This is a genomic window from Streptomyces ziwulingensis (assembly GCF_039542605.1).
GTDB lineage: Bacteria > Actinomycetota > Actinomycetes > Streptomycetales > Streptomycetaceae > Streptomyces > Streptomyces ziwulingensis.
Genome location: NZ_BAABIG010000013.1, coordinates 168,613 through 182,865 on the forward strand (window position 1 = coordinate 168,613; position 14,253 = coordinate 182,865).

Annotated in this window: 13 protein-coding genes; 7 read left to right on the forward strand and 6 right to left on the reverse strand. The window is 74.4% G+C overall.

The window, feature by feature from the left end; genetic code table 11:
• Positions 1–3: 3 nt before the first annotated feature.
• The gene (locus ABEB00_RS06635) at positions 4–1,404 is read left to right on the forward strand and encodes an MFS transporter (protein ID WP_425586449.1); all 1,401 of its coding nucleotides are present in this window, start codon (positions 4–6) and stop codon (positions 1,402–1,404) included.
• Between the two features lie 56 nt (positions 1,405–1,460).
• Here the strand turns inward: ABEB00_RS06635 and ABEB00_RS06640 are convergent, their stop codons facing one another.
• The gene (locus ABEB00_RS06640) at positions 1,461–1,607 is read right to left on the reverse strand and encodes a hypothetical protein (RefSeq protein ID WP_345617968.1); all 147 of its coding nucleotides are present in this window, start codon (positions 1,605–1,607) and stop codon (positions 1,461–1,463) included.
• A gap of 158 nt (positions 1,608–1,765) precedes the next feature.
• Here ABEB00_RS06640 and ABEB00_RS06645 point away from each other — a divergent pair, with 158 nt between their 5' ends.
• The gene (locus tag ABEB00_RS06645) at positions 1,766–1,939 is read left to right on the forward strand and encodes a CsbD family protein (RefSeq protein ID WP_345617969.1); all 174 of its coding nucleotides are present in this window, start codon (positions 1,766–1,768) and stop codon (positions 1,937–1,939) included.
• Positions 1,940–2,292: 353 nt separating this feature from the next.
• Positions 2,293–3,681 (forward strand): glycoside hydrolase family 10 protein, encoded by a 1,389-nt coding sequence (locus ABEB00_RS06650; RefSeq protein ID WP_345617970.1) that lies wholly within the window; start codon positions 2,293–2,295, stop codon positions 3,679–3,681.
• A 67-nt stretch (positions 3,682–3,748) separates the two neighbouring features.
• Here ABEB00_RS06650 and ABEB00_RS06655 read toward each other — a convergent pair whose 3' ends face one another.
• On the reverse strand, positions 3,749–4,984 hold the full coding sequence (locus tag ABEB00_RS06655) for a glycoside hydrolase family 64 protein (protein ID WP_345617971.1): 1,236 nt from the start codon (positions 4,982–4,984) through the stop codon (positions 3,749–3,751).
• A 367-nt stretch (positions 4,985–5,351) separates the two neighbouring features.
• Between ABEB00_RS06655 and ABEB00_RS06660 the strand changes: the two genes are divergently transcribed.
• Complete coding sequence (locus ABEB00_RS06660) at positions 5,352–5,780, forward strand: ATP-binding protein (RefSeq protein WP_345617972.1); 429 nt, start codon at positions 5,352–5,354, stop codon at positions 5,778–5,780.
• A gap of 89 nt (positions 5,781–5,869) precedes the next feature.
• Here the strand turns inward: ABEB00_RS06660 and ABEB00_RS06665 are convergent, their stop codons facing one another.
• On the reverse strand, positions 5,870–6,235 hold the full coding sequence (locus tag ABEB00_RS06665; protein ID WP_345617973.1) for an STAS domain-containing protein: 366 nt from the start codon (positions 6,233–6,235) through the stop codon (positions 5,870–5,872).
• 145 nt (positions 6,236–6,380) lie between these two features.
• Between ABEB00_RS06665 and ABEB00_RS06670 the strand changes: the two genes are divergently transcribed.
• Complete coding sequence (locus ABEB00_RS06670) at positions 6,381–6,671, forward strand: hypothetical protein (RefSeq protein ID WP_345617974.1); 291 nt, start codon at positions 6,381–6,383, stop codon at positions 6,669–6,671.
• 79 nt (positions 6,672–6,750) lie between these two features.
• On the opposite strand, the gene ABEB00_RS06675 is transcribed toward ABEB00_RS06670, so the two are convergent.
• Together ABEB00_RS06675 and ABEB00_RS06680 are read right to left on the reverse strand one after the other, a co-directional pair.
• Complete coding sequence (locus ABEB00_RS06675) at positions 6,751–8,307, reverse strand: glycerol-3-phosphate dehydrogenase/oxidase (protein ID WP_345617975.1); 1,557 nt, start codon at positions 8,305–8,307, stop codon at positions 6,751–6,753.
• Positions 8,304–8,864, reverse strand: a complete 561-nt coding sequence (locus ABEB00_RS06680; RefSeq protein ID WP_345618064.1) for a TetR/AcrR family transcriptional regulator — start codon at positions 8,862–8,864, stop codon at positions 8,304–8,306. The genes ABEB00_RS06675 and ABEB00_RS06680 overlap by 4 nt, the downstream gene beginning before the upstream one ends.
• A gap of 343 nt (positions 8,865–9,207) precedes the next feature.
• On the opposite strand from ABEB00_RS06680, the gene ABEB00_RS06685 reads away from it, so the two are divergent.
• Positions 9,208–10,842 (forward strand): FAD-binding oxidoreductase, encoded by a 1,635-nt coding sequence (locus tag ABEB00_RS06685; protein ID WP_345617976.1) that lies wholly within the window; start codon positions 9,208–9,210, stop codon positions 10,840–10,842.
• A 96-nt stretch (positions 10,843–10,938) separates the two neighbouring features.
• Positions 10,939–11,820, forward strand: coding sequence for a diacylglycerol/lipid kinase family protein (locus ABEB00_RS06690; RefSeq protein WP_345617977.1), 882 nt, complete (start codon positions 10,939–10,941; stop codon positions 11,818–11,820).
• Positions 11,821–11,886: 66 nt separating this feature from the next.
• Here ABEB00_RS06690 and ABEB00_RS06695 read toward each other — a convergent pair whose 3' ends face one another.
• Positions 11,887–14,154 (reverse strand): catalase, encoded by a 2,268-nt coding sequence (locus ABEB00_RS06695; protein WP_345617978.1) that lies wholly within the window; start codon positions 14,152–14,154, stop codon positions 11,887–11,889.
• Positions 14,155–14,253 lie beyond the last annotated feature (99 nt).

Consider the following 14,253-nt stretch of genomic DNA (forward strand, 5'->3'; position numbering starts at 1 on the left):
TTCATGACCCTGCTCGACGTGACGATCGTGGCCGTGGCGCTGCCGTCCATGCAGCGGGAACTGCACGCGTCGGCGGCTTCCGTGCAGTGGGTGGTCTCCGGGTACGCCCTCGCCTTCGCCCTCACCCTGGTGACCGCCGGACGCCTCGGTGACGCGTTCGGCAGACGCCGGGTCTTCCTCGTCTCCCTGGCCGCCTTCGTGGTGTGCAGCGCGGCGGCCGGCGCCGCACCCTCGATCACCCTGCTCGTCGTCGCCCGGCTCGCCCAGGGGGTCGCCGCCGGGGGCCTGTCCCCGCAGAACACGGCCCTGATCCAGCAGATGTTCCAGGGCGCCGAGCGCGGCCGTGCCTTCGGGCTCTTCGGTGCCACCGTCGGGGTCTCCAGCGCCGTCGGACCGGTCGTCGGCGGCCTGATCCTCGCCCTCGCCGACGGCTCGCGGGGCTGGCGCTGGATCTTCTACGTCAATGTGCCGGTCGGGCTCGTCGCCCTGGTGCTCGGCGCCCGCCTGCTGCCCCGGATGGCACCCGGGAAGCGGGGACGCCTCGACCCCGTGGGGGTCGCGCTGCTCGGCGTGGGAATCCTGGCCGTGATGCTGCCGCTGGTCCTGGCCGAGGCGGGCGGGCTGAGCCGCCTGTGGTGGCTGTTCCCGGTGGGAGCGCTGGTGCTCCTCGGTTTCGTCCGGTGGGAGCGCCGGGTCGCCGCCCGCGACGGCGCTCCGCTGCTGGACCCGCGCCTGCTCACCGCGACCCGCGGCTACGCCACCGGCGCGGGACTGGGCGCGCTGTACTTCGTGGGCTTCAGCGGCGTGTGGCTGGTCTTCGCCCTGTTCTTCCAGAACGGACTGGGCTACTCACCCCTGCGGTCCGGCCTCGCCGTGACCCCGTTCGCCGTGGGCTCCGCCGCCGCGGCGGCCGTGGCCGGCCGGCTGGTGGGCCGGTTCGGCCGGCTGCTGACCGTCTGCGGGCTCGTCGCGGTGATGGCCGGGCTCGGCGGCGCGGCGCTGGTGCTGTGGCTGGCGCCGGCCGGTTCGGCCGCGTGGCTCGCCGCGCCGCTGCTGCTCCTGGGCGGACTCGGCAACGGCTGCGTGATCTCCCCGAACTTCACGATGACACTGCGCGAGGTCCCGGTGGCCATGGCGGGCGCCGCCGGCGGCGCCCTGCAGACCGGGCAGCGCCTCGGCGGAGCGGTGGGGACCGCCGCCCTGCCGGGCCTGTTCTACCTGGTGCTGGCCGACACCCACGACGACTACCACCGTGCCGTGGCGCTGTCGGTGGGCGCGGGCGTCGCTTTCATGCTCTGCGCCCTGCTGGTCGCCGCACCGGACTGGTGGCGGAACCGCTCCGGCGACGACGGGCGCCGCCCGCCGGAGCGGCCCCGCAGCCATCCGCACGCCACTCGCGGCTGACCCGGCCGGGTCAGCCGCCGCGCAGGGCCCCCATGCCGGGTCTCCGCCGTGCCGGGTCAGCGGCGCTTGCCGAATTTCCGCAGCAACTGCTGGGCCTGCGAGCGGCGGCGCGGGTCCGCGGCGGCCCGGCGTACCTGCTCCGTCGTCCGACGCCCCTGCGGGCTGCGCGCGTACCGCATGATCTTGTCCAGAACTCCGGCCATGACATTTCCTCCGAGTTCTCCACCCGGACAACGGCTGCCCGGCAAGGACCGCCTACCCGCCACGGGCCCGCTCACCCGGCCGGCCGCCGGGTTTGCCGGGCGCGGAGCGGGAAACACGGTGGGTCACGCAACCGATGTGACCGCAGGGGTGAGACGACGTGGCAGGCAGCGAGAAGTCCAAGGCGAAGGTGGAGCAGGCCAAGGGCAAGGCCAAGGAGACGGCGGGCCGGGCGGTCGGCAACGAGAAGCTGACCGCGGAGGGCCGGGCCGAGCAGACGAAGGGCGACGCCCGGCAGGCCAAGGAGAAGACCAAGGACACGTTCCGCCACTGAGCGAGGAACGCGTGGCCGGCGGGGGATGCGCCAGATCAGATCCCCTGAGCAGGCGGCGGAGCCCCCGGTGCCCCTACAGGCACCGGGGGCTCTTCGCGTGCGTGGGCGCCGACGGGGGCCGGGACAGTCGGCGGCGGGCACGCCGGAACCGTTCGAAACATTCGAAGAAGGTGCGCGAAGGAGGCGAGGGTGCGGCCGGTGTCCGGGGTGGTGGCCACATGTCGCCGGTGCGGCGGAACTCGGACTGTTGCGGGCGTTGACCGGCCCCACGGGGGACCGTAATCTCCTCCGCACCGTTCGGAAACAAGACCGAAACTTTCGAAACCGAGCCCCCGCTCGACCGAAGGGATGACATGTATCTGACACGTTTATGGCGGGCCGCGACGGCCGGGCTGGTCACCGTGGCGGCGCTGACGGCCGCCACCCACACCGCCGAAGCCACCCCTTCGGCCGGAGCCACCCCTTCCGCCGAGGCCGGTCCTTCCGCCGAGGCCGCCGACACCCTCGGCTCGGCGGCGGCCGGCAAGGGCCGCTACTTCGGTACCGCCGTCGCCGCGGGCCACCTCGGCGAGTCCGCCTACACCGCCACGCTGAACCGCGAGTTCACCTCCGTGACGCCCGAGAACGAGATGAAGTGGGACGCCACCGAGGCGAGCCGGAACGTCTTCACCTTCGGCGCCGCCGACCAGGTCGTGAACCACGCGCGGGGCCGGGGCATGGCCGTCCGCGGCCACACCCTCGTCTGGCACTCCCAACTGCCCGGCTGGGTGGGCGGCCTGGCCGCCGCCGACGTCAGGTCGGCGATGAACAACCACATCACCCGCGTCATGCAGCACTACCAGGGCGAGATCCATAGCTGGGACGTGGTCAACGAGGCGTTCCAGGACGGCGGCAGCGGCGCCCGCCGCAGCTCCCCGTTCCAGGACAAGCTGGGCGACGGCTTCATCGAGGAGGCGTTCCGCACCGCCCGCGCCGCCGACCCGGCCGCCAAGCTCTGCTACAACGACTACAACACCGACGGCGTCAACGCGAAGAGCAACGCGGTCTACGCCATGGTCCGGGACTTCAAGTCGCGGGGCGTGCCCATCGACTGCGTGGGCTTCCAGTCCCACTTCAACAGTGCCTCCCCGGTCCCCGCCGACTACCAGGCCAACCTCCAGCGCTTCGCCGACCTCGGCGTCGACGTGCAGATCACCGAGCTGGACATCGAGGGCTCCGGCACCGCCCAGGCGAACAGCTACGCCAGTGTGGTCAGGGCCTGCCTGGCGGTGAGCCGCTGTACCGGCATCACCGTCTGGGGCATCACCGACAAGTACTCCTGGCGCAGCAGCGGCACGCCCCTGCTCTTCGACGCGAACTACGCGGCCAAGCCCGCCTACGGCGCGGTGCTGTCCGCGCTCGGCGGCACGGGCGGCGGCGGAGACGGGGGCGGCGGGGCGACCTGCACCGCCACGTACAGCAAGGCGGAGGAGTGGAACAACGGCTACAACGGCAAGGTCACCATCACCGCCGGGACGGCGGCGATCAGCGACTGGACGGCGACGGTGACGCTGACCGCGCCGCAGAAGATGTCGGCGACCTGGAACGGCAGCCCGGCCTGGGACAGCAGCGGCAACGTGCTGACCATGCGGCCGAACGGCAACGGCTCGCTGGCGGCCGGCGCCTCGACCAGTTTCGGGTTCACCGTGATGAAGAACGGCAGCGGCGCGGTACCGGCGGTGGGCGCCTGCACGGCTTCCTGAGTGCCCGTGCCGCGGGCGCACCGGGTGAGGTCCGCCCGGTGCGCCCGCGGTGGCCGGCCGGTGCCGGTCAGTCGAGCGGGTCCAGGATCAGGGACGCCCGCTGCGGATTGCCGTCGTGCACGAGCGACTCGTGGTTGCCGACGTCGTCGAAGGCGAAGGCGTACGCCTTGCCGTCGGCCATCTGCGCGTGGACCGCACGGGCGTAGTGGTTGGTCACCGCGTCCCGGTAGAAGTCCGCGGCCGTGCCGTCCGGCTGGTTGGGGTTGGTCAGGAGCGTGGACCGGTTGAAGCCCGCGCAGAGCGTGCGCGAGATCGGGCCCCGCACCTGGTCGTTGGGGGCGTCCAGCAGCCGGTGGCAGCCGAAGACGCTGCTCGCGTCCGGTTTCTGGAAGCTGGTGACGACGGCGCCCGCGCTGTTGGTGAAGTTCAGCACGCCGCCCGAGACCCGCCCGAAGTACTTCACGCCGGGCTGGTCGCCGAACGGGGTGACCGTCAGCGTGGAGGTGGCGTACTTCTGCCAGACGCGGTTGATGTAGTCGTCCAGCACCGAGGCCGGCAGGGCGCCGGTCTCCACCCCGTACAGCGGGGAGAGCGCGCGGAGCACGGTGCCGTCGGAGCGGGTCCGGATCAGGCCGGCCCAGCCGCCGGACTGCGCGCGCAGCGCGTTGAAGAAGCCGTGGTAGCCGCCCGCCCTGAGGTGCCCCGTGGTCGCGGTGGTGCCGTCCGAGCGCTGGACGCCGACCGCGTACGGCGCGGAGAACATGTCGACCTGGGTGCTGTTGATCCACAGCCCGGAGTCGTTGAGCGTGTACTCCGACCAGTTGAAGAGGATGTCGCGGTTGGGGTCGCTCGGGTTCTGCACGGCGGGCTGCACCAGGCCGCCGGTGGTCAGCTTGAACACGAGCTTCTGGCCGTAGGAGAAGTACACCCGCCCGGAGAACTTGGGCAGCCGGACGGTCGCGGTCTGCCCGGGGGCGGGGCCGGTGATCGAGGCGTCGGGTGCCGGGACCGGCGGGTTGGAGCCGCTGGGCCAGGCGTGGAAGGTGCCGCCCGCGTCGGCCCAGCCCTGACGGCCCGTCGACAGTTCGGTGCCGAGGTTGTAGACGTAGACCGGCTCGGCGCGGCCGGAGTTGTTGGTGATCTGCAGGGGGATGGTCGCCGGGACCGCGGTGCCGCCGGCGGTGGCGGCGCTCGCGGAGGGGGACCCGGCGGCGAGCAGGACACCCGCCGCGACGGTGGCGAGGGCGGTCGCCGTCGCGGCGATCCGGTGCCCGAGTCGTGCCGGGCGGACTCTGCTGAACATGCGCGACCTCCGTGCGCGCCCCGGGGAGCGGGGGCGCGCAGACGTGGGGGAGACGGCCGGGGAGCCGGTATGGGGAGGCTGGTCCGGACCATCGTGAGAGCGCTCTCAGAATCTCTCCGCCACTGTGAACATGTCAACGGGCTTGCCTCGGGAAAACGGAGGACGGGCCGCCCGCACCCGCAGCCGTACGGGTGCGCGGGGCTGCTCCTGGGCCGAGGTCACCGCCTTCCGGGCGGCGGCCGGAAAGCCGCCCGCGCGACGGAAGTTGGCGGCAAGCGGATCGAACAGGCCCCTGCGGTGCGTATCGTGTGGTGCCGCGGGCTCCTGCTTGCCCTATTCGGCCCCGGACCGGACGGTGAGGCTCAGTATGACTCGGGCGCGCAGACCCCATGCCGCGGAACGCTCCGTCCTGTCCGCGGCGGTGGAGTTCGCCGGCGGAACGGCGATGATCCCCGCCGCCCGGGACGTCGTCCAGGGTTTCGTCGGACGGCTCGGCGAGGCGGGCGTGGAGACGTCCGCCACCTTCCTGGACGCGGCGCGTCTGGTCACCAGCGAGTTGGTGACCAACGCCCTGCGGCACGCGCCGGGTCCCTGCCGGCTGGTACTGACCCTCATCGAGGACCAGGTGGAGATCGCGGTGTCGGACACGGCGGACGGCTTCCCCACGTTCCTGCCCCGCGACCCCCTGCGGATCGGCCGGCACGGTCTGGAGATCGTGACCCGGCTGTGCGACGAGGTGATCACCAAGCCGCACGCGCAGGGGAAGACCGTGTACGCCCGCCTTCCCCTGCGGTGACGGCCCGCCTTCCGCCGCGCCGGCCGCCCCCCGCCCTGCGCGGCCGCTGCCTCGCGCGGTGACCGGTGCCGCTGCCCGTGCGGCGGCCGTCAGCCGGTCAGCGCCTGGTCGACGGTGGGGTAGCAGGCGATCAGCACGTCGAGGCCGACCAGTTGCAGCACCCGCAGGACCGCCTGGCGCGGGGCGGCCAGGCGCAGCGTGCCGCCGCCGGCCGCCGCGGCCTGGTGCGCGGCGATGAACACGTTGATGCCGCTGGAATCCATGAACGCCACGTCCGCGAGATCGACCACCGCGACCCGGGACGTCTCCAGGCCGGACAGCAGCACGTCGCGGAGCTGGGCGCTGCCGTCGAGATCCACCTCACCCGCCAGAGTGACGACACAGACGCCGTCGTCCGTGGTGGCACGACTGATCAGCAGCCGCTCAGGCACCGCCGCTCCCTCGGTGTCCGACACGCTTCCTCACTTCTCGTGCAGGTCCGGCCATGGTTGGTGCCCATGATGTTAAGGGTCGGCGGACCCCCGGTGGGCAACTGTGGGCAACTTGTGGAGGTCGTGCTCGGCGCGCGCGACGGCCCCGGCGTGATTAGGGTCTTTTCGTGTGGCTCACACATTCGACGAACTCGTGCAGAAGCGGCGCGCGGCGGACCAGGCGCACAGCCGGGTCGACAAGCTGCGCGACTCGTACGGGCCGCCCACCCAGACGCAATGGACCGCGCGCCAGTCGCAGACCTACGAGACCGCCCTGCGGGCCTGGCGCGACCTCGACCGGGACGCGCGCGCCGCGATGGCCGAGTACGTCAGGGCACGCGGCCAGACCCGGCAGGAGGTGGAGGCGGAGGTGCGCGAGGCCCTCGGGCGGCTGGGAGGGGACGACTCCGGGAGGCTGTGACGGCCCCTGACCCCCGGCCCCGCGCTCCGGCGTAGGCGTAGGCGTAGGCATCGGCGCCGGCGGTGGAGCGTCGGGCGTCTCAGCCCAGGAAGTCGCGCGCGGCCGTCAGTGCCGCCGCGCGGTCCTCGGGGACCAGGCCGATGCGGGTGCGGCGGTCGAGGAGGTCGGACTCGTCGAGGGCGCCCTCGTGGCGCACCGCCCAGAGCAGTTCGGCGCCGGTGACGGGGTGGTCCGGCAGGACGCGCGCGGCCAGCCCCGGGTCCCGGGCGGCGAGCGCGTGCACGGCCGGGGCCTCGGTGCCGTAGCGCAGGACGAGGCGGCGCGGTGCCCGCACTCCCGCCAGGACGCCGGGCGCGGCCGCGCCGACCAGCGGCAGCCCGGCGGTGGGGGAGCGCCCGGCGGGCAGGCGGCGGGCGGCGACGACGGCGTCCACGGCGTCCTCGGCCATGCGCCGGTAGGTGGTGAGTTTGCCGCCGACCACCGTGACCACGCCGTCCGGCGAGGTCAGCACCGCGTGCCGCCGGGAGACGTCCGCCGTGCGCGGCGCCGTACCGCTCGTACCGGAGGTGTCCAGCAGGGGGCGCAGTCCCGCGAAGGCGCCCACGACGTCCGCGCGGCGGACCGGGACGTCCAGGACCGACCCCAGCACGTCGAGCAGGAAACCGACGTCCGTCTCGGGCACCTCGGGAACGTCCGGGACGCCGCCCGCCACGGGTTCGTCGGTGAGACCGACGTAGACCCGGCCGTCGCCCTGCGGCAGGACGAGGACGAAACGGTTGGTCTCGCCGGGGACCGGGATGTGCAGGCCGGCCGGGAGCGGGCCGAGGCTCTCCGCGCGCAGCACGAGATGGGTGCCGCGGGAGGGGCGGACGCGGATGCCGTCCACCAGGTCGCCGGCCCACACCCCGGAGGCGTTGATCACGGCGCGGGCGCGGACCGTGCCCTCCTCGCCGGTCAGTTCGTCGCGGACCCGGGCGCCGGAAGCGGTCAGCTCCCGCACCCGTACCCGGGTCAGTATCCGGGCGCCGTGCGCGGCGGCGGTCCGGGCGAGGGCGGTCACCAGACGGGCGTCGTCGGTGAGCCGGCCGTCCCAGGAGAGCAGGCCGCCGCGCAGCCCGTCGGCGCGCACGGCGGGGGCGAGGTGCCGGGTCTCGACCGCGGAGAGCCGGCGTGGCGCGGGCAGCGTGGCGCGGGCGGTACGGGCCGTCAGCCGCAGGGCGTCCCCGGCCCGGAACCCGGCCCGGGCCAGCGCGGACTGCCCGCGCGAGACCATCGGCGTCAGGGGCAGCACGAACGGCTGCGCCCGTACCAGGTGGGGCGCGGTGCGCTCCATCAGCACCCCGCGTTCGACCGCGCTCTCCCGGGCGACGTCGAACTGCGCGGAGGCGAGGTAGCGCAGCCCGCCGTGGATGAGCTTGGAGCTCCAGCGGGAGGTGCCGAACGCCAGGTCGTGCGCGTCCACCGCGACGACGCTCAGGCCGCGCGCGGCGGCGTCAAGCGCGGCACCGGCACCGGTCGCGCCGAGCCCGACGACCAGCACGTCCACGGTCTCCGGGCCGACGGACGCGGCCAGTTCGCGGGTGCGCCGCGCGGCGGACAGCGAGGCCCCGGCGGTCGGGTCGCCGAACGGGTTCATGGTGTCAGGGTCCTCTCCAGGAGGGTGCGCAGCTCCCCGAGGAAGGCCGCGCTGGTCAGCTCCGCGTCGTCCTCGTCGGTCATGGTGCGCAGCGACAGGGCGAAGGACTGGACGACGAGCAGCACCGACCGGGCCTGCCGCTCGGGCGGGGCCGGGCGCACCGACCCGTCGGCGTGGCCGTCCCGCAGGGCGTCGCGGAGCAGTTCCAGCAGCGCCTCCTGGCTGGCTCCGCGCCGGTCCAGGACGTAGGGCAGCAGCAGTTCGGGGTCGACGTCGAGGATCTTGTGGAAGAGCGGGTGGGCCCGGAACGCCGCCACGCCGGCCACCAGCCCGTCGACCATCAGCGCGCGGGTGTCCCGGCCCGGCCGGCGCTCGGGCATCGCCCCGGTCGCGACCGCGACCCACTCCCGGGTCATCAGGTCACCGACCAGGGAGCGCACATCGGGCCAGCGCCGGTACAGCGTCATCCGGGAGAGCCCGGCGCGGCGGGCCACGTCGGTCAGGGTGGTCCGCCGCACCCCGACGGCGAGCACGCAGTCGCGCACGGCGTCCAGCACGGCGTCACCGTCGGCGGCGGGGCCCGGACGGCCCGGACGGCCCGGCTTACCGGGGCTGTCGGGTCGGTCGGGTCGGTCGTGCTGGTCGGGGCGCTCGGGGCGGCTCGGCTGTCCGGGTCCGTCCGGTCGTCCGTGCCGGTCCGGGTCCGCGTGCCGGTCCGGGTCCGCGGGCCGGTCCGGGTCCGCGGGCTGGTCCGGGTCCGCGGGCTGGTCCGGGTCCGCGGGCTGGTCCAAGCGGGCCGGCCCGTCCGACTGGTTGTGACGGTTAGGCGTCATGTGTAACAGTGTAACGCCCGTGCGGCCGCCGACGGCGGCACCCCGCGACCCCGACCGGAGGACAGGCGTGGACATGCTGTGGAACGGCTGGGGCGACCCGGCCCGGGCGACCCCGCTGCCGGAAGCCGTCACCGGACTGCTGCGCGACCTGCTGGGCGTCACGCCCCCTGCCACCGCGCCGGCCGTCCTCGCCGACCTCGTCCTGCCCGAGGCGCCGCTGCCCGAAGCCGCTCACCGGACGCTGCTCGCCGCCCTCGGCGGCCGCCCGGACGCCGTGCGCACCGACACCGAGAGCCGGATCCGGCATCTGCGCGGCAAGTCCACCCCCGACCTGCTGCGGATGCGGGCCGGCGACACCTCCGGCGCCCCGGCGGCCGTGCTGCTCCCCGAGAGCCACGACGAGGTCCTCGCCGTGCTGCGGGCCGCCGCCGGACACGGCCTGGCGCTCCTCCCGTTCGGCGGCGGCACCTCCGTCGTGGGCGGCCTCACCCCCGAGCGCACCGGTGTCCTCCTCGCCCTGGACCTGCGCCGCATGGACCGCCTGCTCGACCTCGACCCGGTCTCCCGCACGGCCACCCTGGAGCCGGGAGTGCGCGCCCCCGAGGCCGAGGCGCTGCTCGCCGCCCACGGCTTCACCCTCGGTCACTTCCCCCAGTCCTACGAGTGGGCGACGATCGGCGGCTTCGCCGCCACCCGCTCCAGCGGCCAGGCGTCCGCCGGGTACGGCCGCTTCGACGAGATGGTCCTCGGCCTCACCCTCGCCACCCCCGAGGGCACCCTCGACACCGGCCGCGCCCCGCGTTCGGCGGCCGGACCCGACCTGCGCCACCTGATCCTCGGCTCGGAGGGCGCCTTCGGCGTCATCACCTCCGTGACCGTCCGGATCCGGCCCGTCCCCGAGGTGCGCCGCTACGAGGGCTGGCGCTTCGCCTCCTTCGCCGAGGGCTCCGCCGCCCTGCGCCGGCTCGCCCAGGACGGCCCGCGCCCCACGGTCCTGCGGCTCTCCGACGAGACCGAGACCCTGATCGGCCTCGCCCAGCCCGACGCCCTCGGCTCCGCCCCCGGCCGGCCCGACGCTCCCGGCGGCCCCGACGCCCCCGGCGGGCCCGACGCCGGCTGCCTGGCGGTGGTCGGCTTCGAGGGCACCGAGGAGGACACCGCCCGGCGCCGCGCGGGCGCCGCCGCCGTACTGGCCGCGTCCGGCGGCACCCGCGCCGGCCGGGAACCGGGGGAGAGCTGGGCCCGCGGCCGCTACTCGGCGCCCTACCTGCGCGACGCCCTCCTCGACACCGGGGCGCTGGCGGAGACCCTGGAGACCGCCGCGTACTGGTCCCGCCTGCCCGGCCTCCACCAGGCCGTCCGCGACACGCTCACCGCCACCCTCACCGAGGCAGGCACCCCGCCCCTGGTCATGTGCCACATCTCCCACGTCTATGAGAACGGCGCGTCCCTCTACTTCACCGTCGTCTCGGCGCAGGGCGCGGACCCGGTGGCGCACTGGACGCGCGCCAAGCACGCGGCGAACGACGCGATCCTCGCCGCGGGCGGCACCATCACCCACCACCACGGCGTCGGCACCGACCACCGCGACTGGTACGTCCGGGAGGCCGGCGGCCTCGGTGTCGCGGCCCTGCGCGCGGTCAAGCGGACCCTGGACCCGGCGGGCCTGCTCGCCCCCGGCGTCCTGCTGCCCGCCGACTGAAACCCCGCGCCCCCGACCGCACCCCCGGCCCCGGCCCCGCCCCTCGTGGCAGAAGAGTCCGGCCCCCCTCCGTCAGCCAGCCCGGAAGGCACGCAGATGCGACAGTTCACGGCCGTCGTCAACCCCACCGCGGGCGGCTCCACCGGCGCCGCGGCCCTGCTCGGGGTGGCCCGGCTGCTGCGCGAGGCGGGAGCGGAACTGGAGACCGAGTACAGCCACAGCCTCGCCCACGCCGGAGAACTCGCCCGGCGGGCGGGGGACCGAGGACGCGTGGTCCTCGCGGTCGGCGGCGACGGCATCGCCGGGGTCGTCGGCGGCGCCCTCAGCGGCACCGGCGCCACCCTCGGACTGGTCCCGGCCGGCCGCGGCAACGACTTCGCCCGCGCCCTGGAACTGCCCACCGCCGCCGCCGGGATCGCCCGGACACTGCTGCGCGGCGAACCGCGCCCGGTGGACACCATCGAGATCACCTCGGCGGCCCACCACCGCACCGTCGTCCTGGGCAGTGTGTACGCGGGCATCGACGCGCTCGCCAACCGGCACGCCAACCACGCCCGCCTGCTGCGCGGCACCGCCTCCTACTACGCCGGCGCCCTGCGCGCCGTCACCACCTGGCGCCCGGCCGCCTACCGCGTCACCGTCGACGGCGAACCACACGCGTACCGCGGCTACACGGTGGTGGCCGCCAACTCCGGTTACTACGGCTCCGGCCGCCGCATCGCCCCCGACGCCCGGGTGGACGACGGCCTGCTGGAGGTGGTGATGATCCACCACGCCCCGCGGCGGCTGTTCTTCGCCCTGATGAGCGAGCTGGAGGCGGGTACGCACGTCCGCCGGCCCCAGGTACGGGTCGTGCGGGGCCGGGAGATACGCGTCGAGGCCGACCGGGAGGTGCCCTACGGCGCGGACGGCGAGGTCGAGGCCGTCCTCCCCGTCACGGCGAAGGTGCTGCCCGGCGCGCTGCGCGTCCTTCGCTGAACGCGCCCGCCGGGCAGCACCCTCGACCCTTGTCCGTCTCTTCCGCGACCCGCTCTCCGCCGCGGGTCAGACCTGCGTGCTGAACCGCTCCCAGACCCGGTGGGCGCCGAGGAGCGTGGTGATCCGCTCCAGCGCGGCGGTACCGGAGTCGGCGACGACGACACCGGGCGCGTCGGTGGGCACGCCCGCCGCCTCCAGGGCCGCCTCGCCGCCCGCCCAGGCGCCGATGGCCTTGCCGTGCCGGAACGCCTCGGACAGCAGCAGCCCGACCCGCGGGTCACCGGCCCGCGCGCCGACCGGCACCGGGTCGGACTCCGCGTCCCGCGCGGTGTACGCGTCGCTGCCCACACCGGGCGTCCCGGCCAGCAGCAGGGCGTCGAACTCGATGGAGCGCGCGGTCACGTACGTCCGCTGCACGGTCAGTGTGCCGTCGCCCAGCTTGCCGCCGGTCGGCGCGACGACCAGCGGCACCATGCCGGCGGCGAGCACCGCCTCGCGCACGGCGTGCACGCCGTCCAGGTCGGTGGAGCCGGCCAGGATGCCGATGATCCGCCCGGCGGTGGGCCAGGTCTGCCCGATCTGGGACAGCGCCGGGCTGGGCGCCACGTCGGCCAGCGGCACGGTCGGCGCCGGCGCCGGCAGGCCCAGGCCCGTGGCGACCTGCTCGCACAGGTCCGGGTCGATGTTGGCCAGTACCTGGAGGGCCCGCTCCTTGATCGTCTGCTCGTAGACCTTGCCCAGCTCGAAGGTGTAGGCCCCGACGATGTGCTCCTTCTCCACCGGGGTCATGCTCAGCCAGAACCGGCGCGGCTGGCTGAAGTGGTCCGCGAACGACTCGGGGGCCGCGCGCACCTTCGTCGCCTCCGGCACCCGTACCGGCGTCTCGACGAACGCCCCGTTGTCCGCACCGGCCAGGAAGGGGCAGCCGCCGTCGAGGGAGTTGGGCCGGTAGGGCGCGACGCCCCGGTGGACGGCCGTCTGGTGCATGCCGTCGCGCAGCATGTCGTTGACCGGCGCGTGCGGCCGGTTGATCGGGAGCTGCGGGAAGTTGGGACCGCCGAGCCGCGTGATCTGGGTGTCCAGGTAGGAGAAGAGCCGGCCGGCGAGCAGCGGGTCGTCGGTGACGTCGATGCCGGGGACGAGGTGGCCGACGTGGAAGGCGACCTGCTCGGTCTCGGCGAAGTAGTTCGACGGGTTGCGGTCCAGGGTCAGCAGGCCGATGGGCTGCACCGGGGCCAGCTCCTCGGGGACGAGGTTGGTGGCGTCCAGCAGGTCGATGCCCTCGAAGGTCTGGTCCGGGGTGTCGGGGAAGGTCTGGATGCCCAGCTCCCACTGCGGGTACGCGCCCGCCTCGATCGCGTCGGCGAGGTCCCGGCGGTGGTAGTCCGGGTCGACCCCGCCCGCGAGCTGCGCCTCCTCCCACACCTGGGAGTGCACGCCGAGCTTCGGCTTCCAGTGGAACTTCACCAGCGTGGTGGCGCCCTCGGCGTTCACCAGGCGGAAGGTGTGGACGCCGAACCCCTCCATCGTCCGGTAGGAGCGCGGGATGCCCCGGTCGGACATGTTCCACAGGGTGTGGTGGGTGGCCTCGGTGTGCAGGGTGACGAAGTCCCAGAAGGTGTCGTGGGCGCTCTGCGCCTGCGGGATCTCCCGGTCCGGGTGCGGCTTGCCCGCGTGGATGACGTCCGGGAACTTGATGGCGTCCTGGATGAAGAAGACCGGGATGTTGTTGCCGACCAGGTCGAAGACGCCCTCGCTGGTGTAGAACTTCGTCGCGAACCCGCGGGTGTCGCGCACGGTGTCGGCGGAACCGCGCGAGCCCAGCACGGTGGAGAAGCGCACGAAGACCGGCGTCTCCTCGTCCTGGGTGAGGAAGGCGGCCTTGGTCACGGAGGCCGCCGTGCCGTAGCTCCGGAAGGTGCCGTGCGCCGCCGCGCCGCGGGCGTGGACCACGCGCTCCGGGATGCGCTCGTGGTCGAAGTGCATGACCTTCTCGCGCAGGTGGTGGTCCTGGAGCAGCACCGGCCCGCGCGCCCCGGCCTTGAGCGAGTGGTCGGTGTCGTACAGCCGGGTGCCCTGGGCGTCGGTCAGGAAGGCGCCGGACTGCGCCATCCGGGCCTGCTCGGCGCCGGTCGGCTGCCCGGTCGGCGACACCGTGTCGGGGCCGCTCTGGTCGGGCTTGGCCGGCAGCGGCTCACGGGGCGTGGTGGGTTCGTCGAACGACGGGGACTCGGGCGCGGGCTTGCCCGGAATGCCCTCCTCCGGGCCCGAATAGCCACCGAGGGCGTCGCTGACCTTGCCTGCTACCCGCTTGAGGGGATTGGCCTCGCTCATACGTCTTGTTCCTCCGGTTCCGGCCGGCCGCGTGGGAACGGCCGTGGGTTCGCATGCGGAGCGCGAGTACCCACGGACGCCGGGTCATGCGGGTACGTT

Bases quoted from the DNA above. Each gene is read 5' to 3' on its own strand.
- ABEB00_RS06640 (WP_345617968.1), bottom strand. From the start codon at position 1,607: ATGGCCGGAGTTCTGGACAAGATCATGCGGTACGCGCGCAGCCCGCAG.
- ABEB00_RS06675 (WP_345617975.1), bottom strand. From the start codon at position 8,307: ATGAACCCGTTCGGCGACCCGACCGCCGGGGCCTCGCTGTCCGCCGCG.
- ABEB00_RS06635 (WP_425586449.1), top strand. From the start codon at position 4: ATGACCCTGCTCGACGTGACGATCGTGGCCGTGGCGCTGCCGTCCATG.
- ABEB00_RS06660 (WP_345617972.1), top strand. From the start codon at position 5,352: ATGACTCGGGCGCGCAGACCCCATGCCGCGGAACGCTCCGTCCTGTCC.
- ABEB00_RS06690 (WP_345617977.1), top strand. From the start codon at position 10,939: ATGCGACAGTTCACGGCCGTCGTCAACCCCACCGCGGGCGGCTCCACC.
- ABEB00_RS06650 (WP_345617970.1), top strand. From the start codon at position 2,293: ATGTATCTGACACGTTTATGGCGGGCCGCGACGGCCGGGCTGGTCACC.
- ABEB00_RS06695 (WP_345617978.1), bottom strand. From the start codon at position 14,154: ATGAGCGAGGCCAATCCCCTCAAGCGGGTAGCAGGCAAGGTCAGCGAC.
- ABEB00_RS06655 (WP_345617971.1), bottom strand. From the start codon at position 4,984: ATGTTCAGCAGAGTCCGCCCGGCACGACTCGGGCACCGGATCGCCGCG.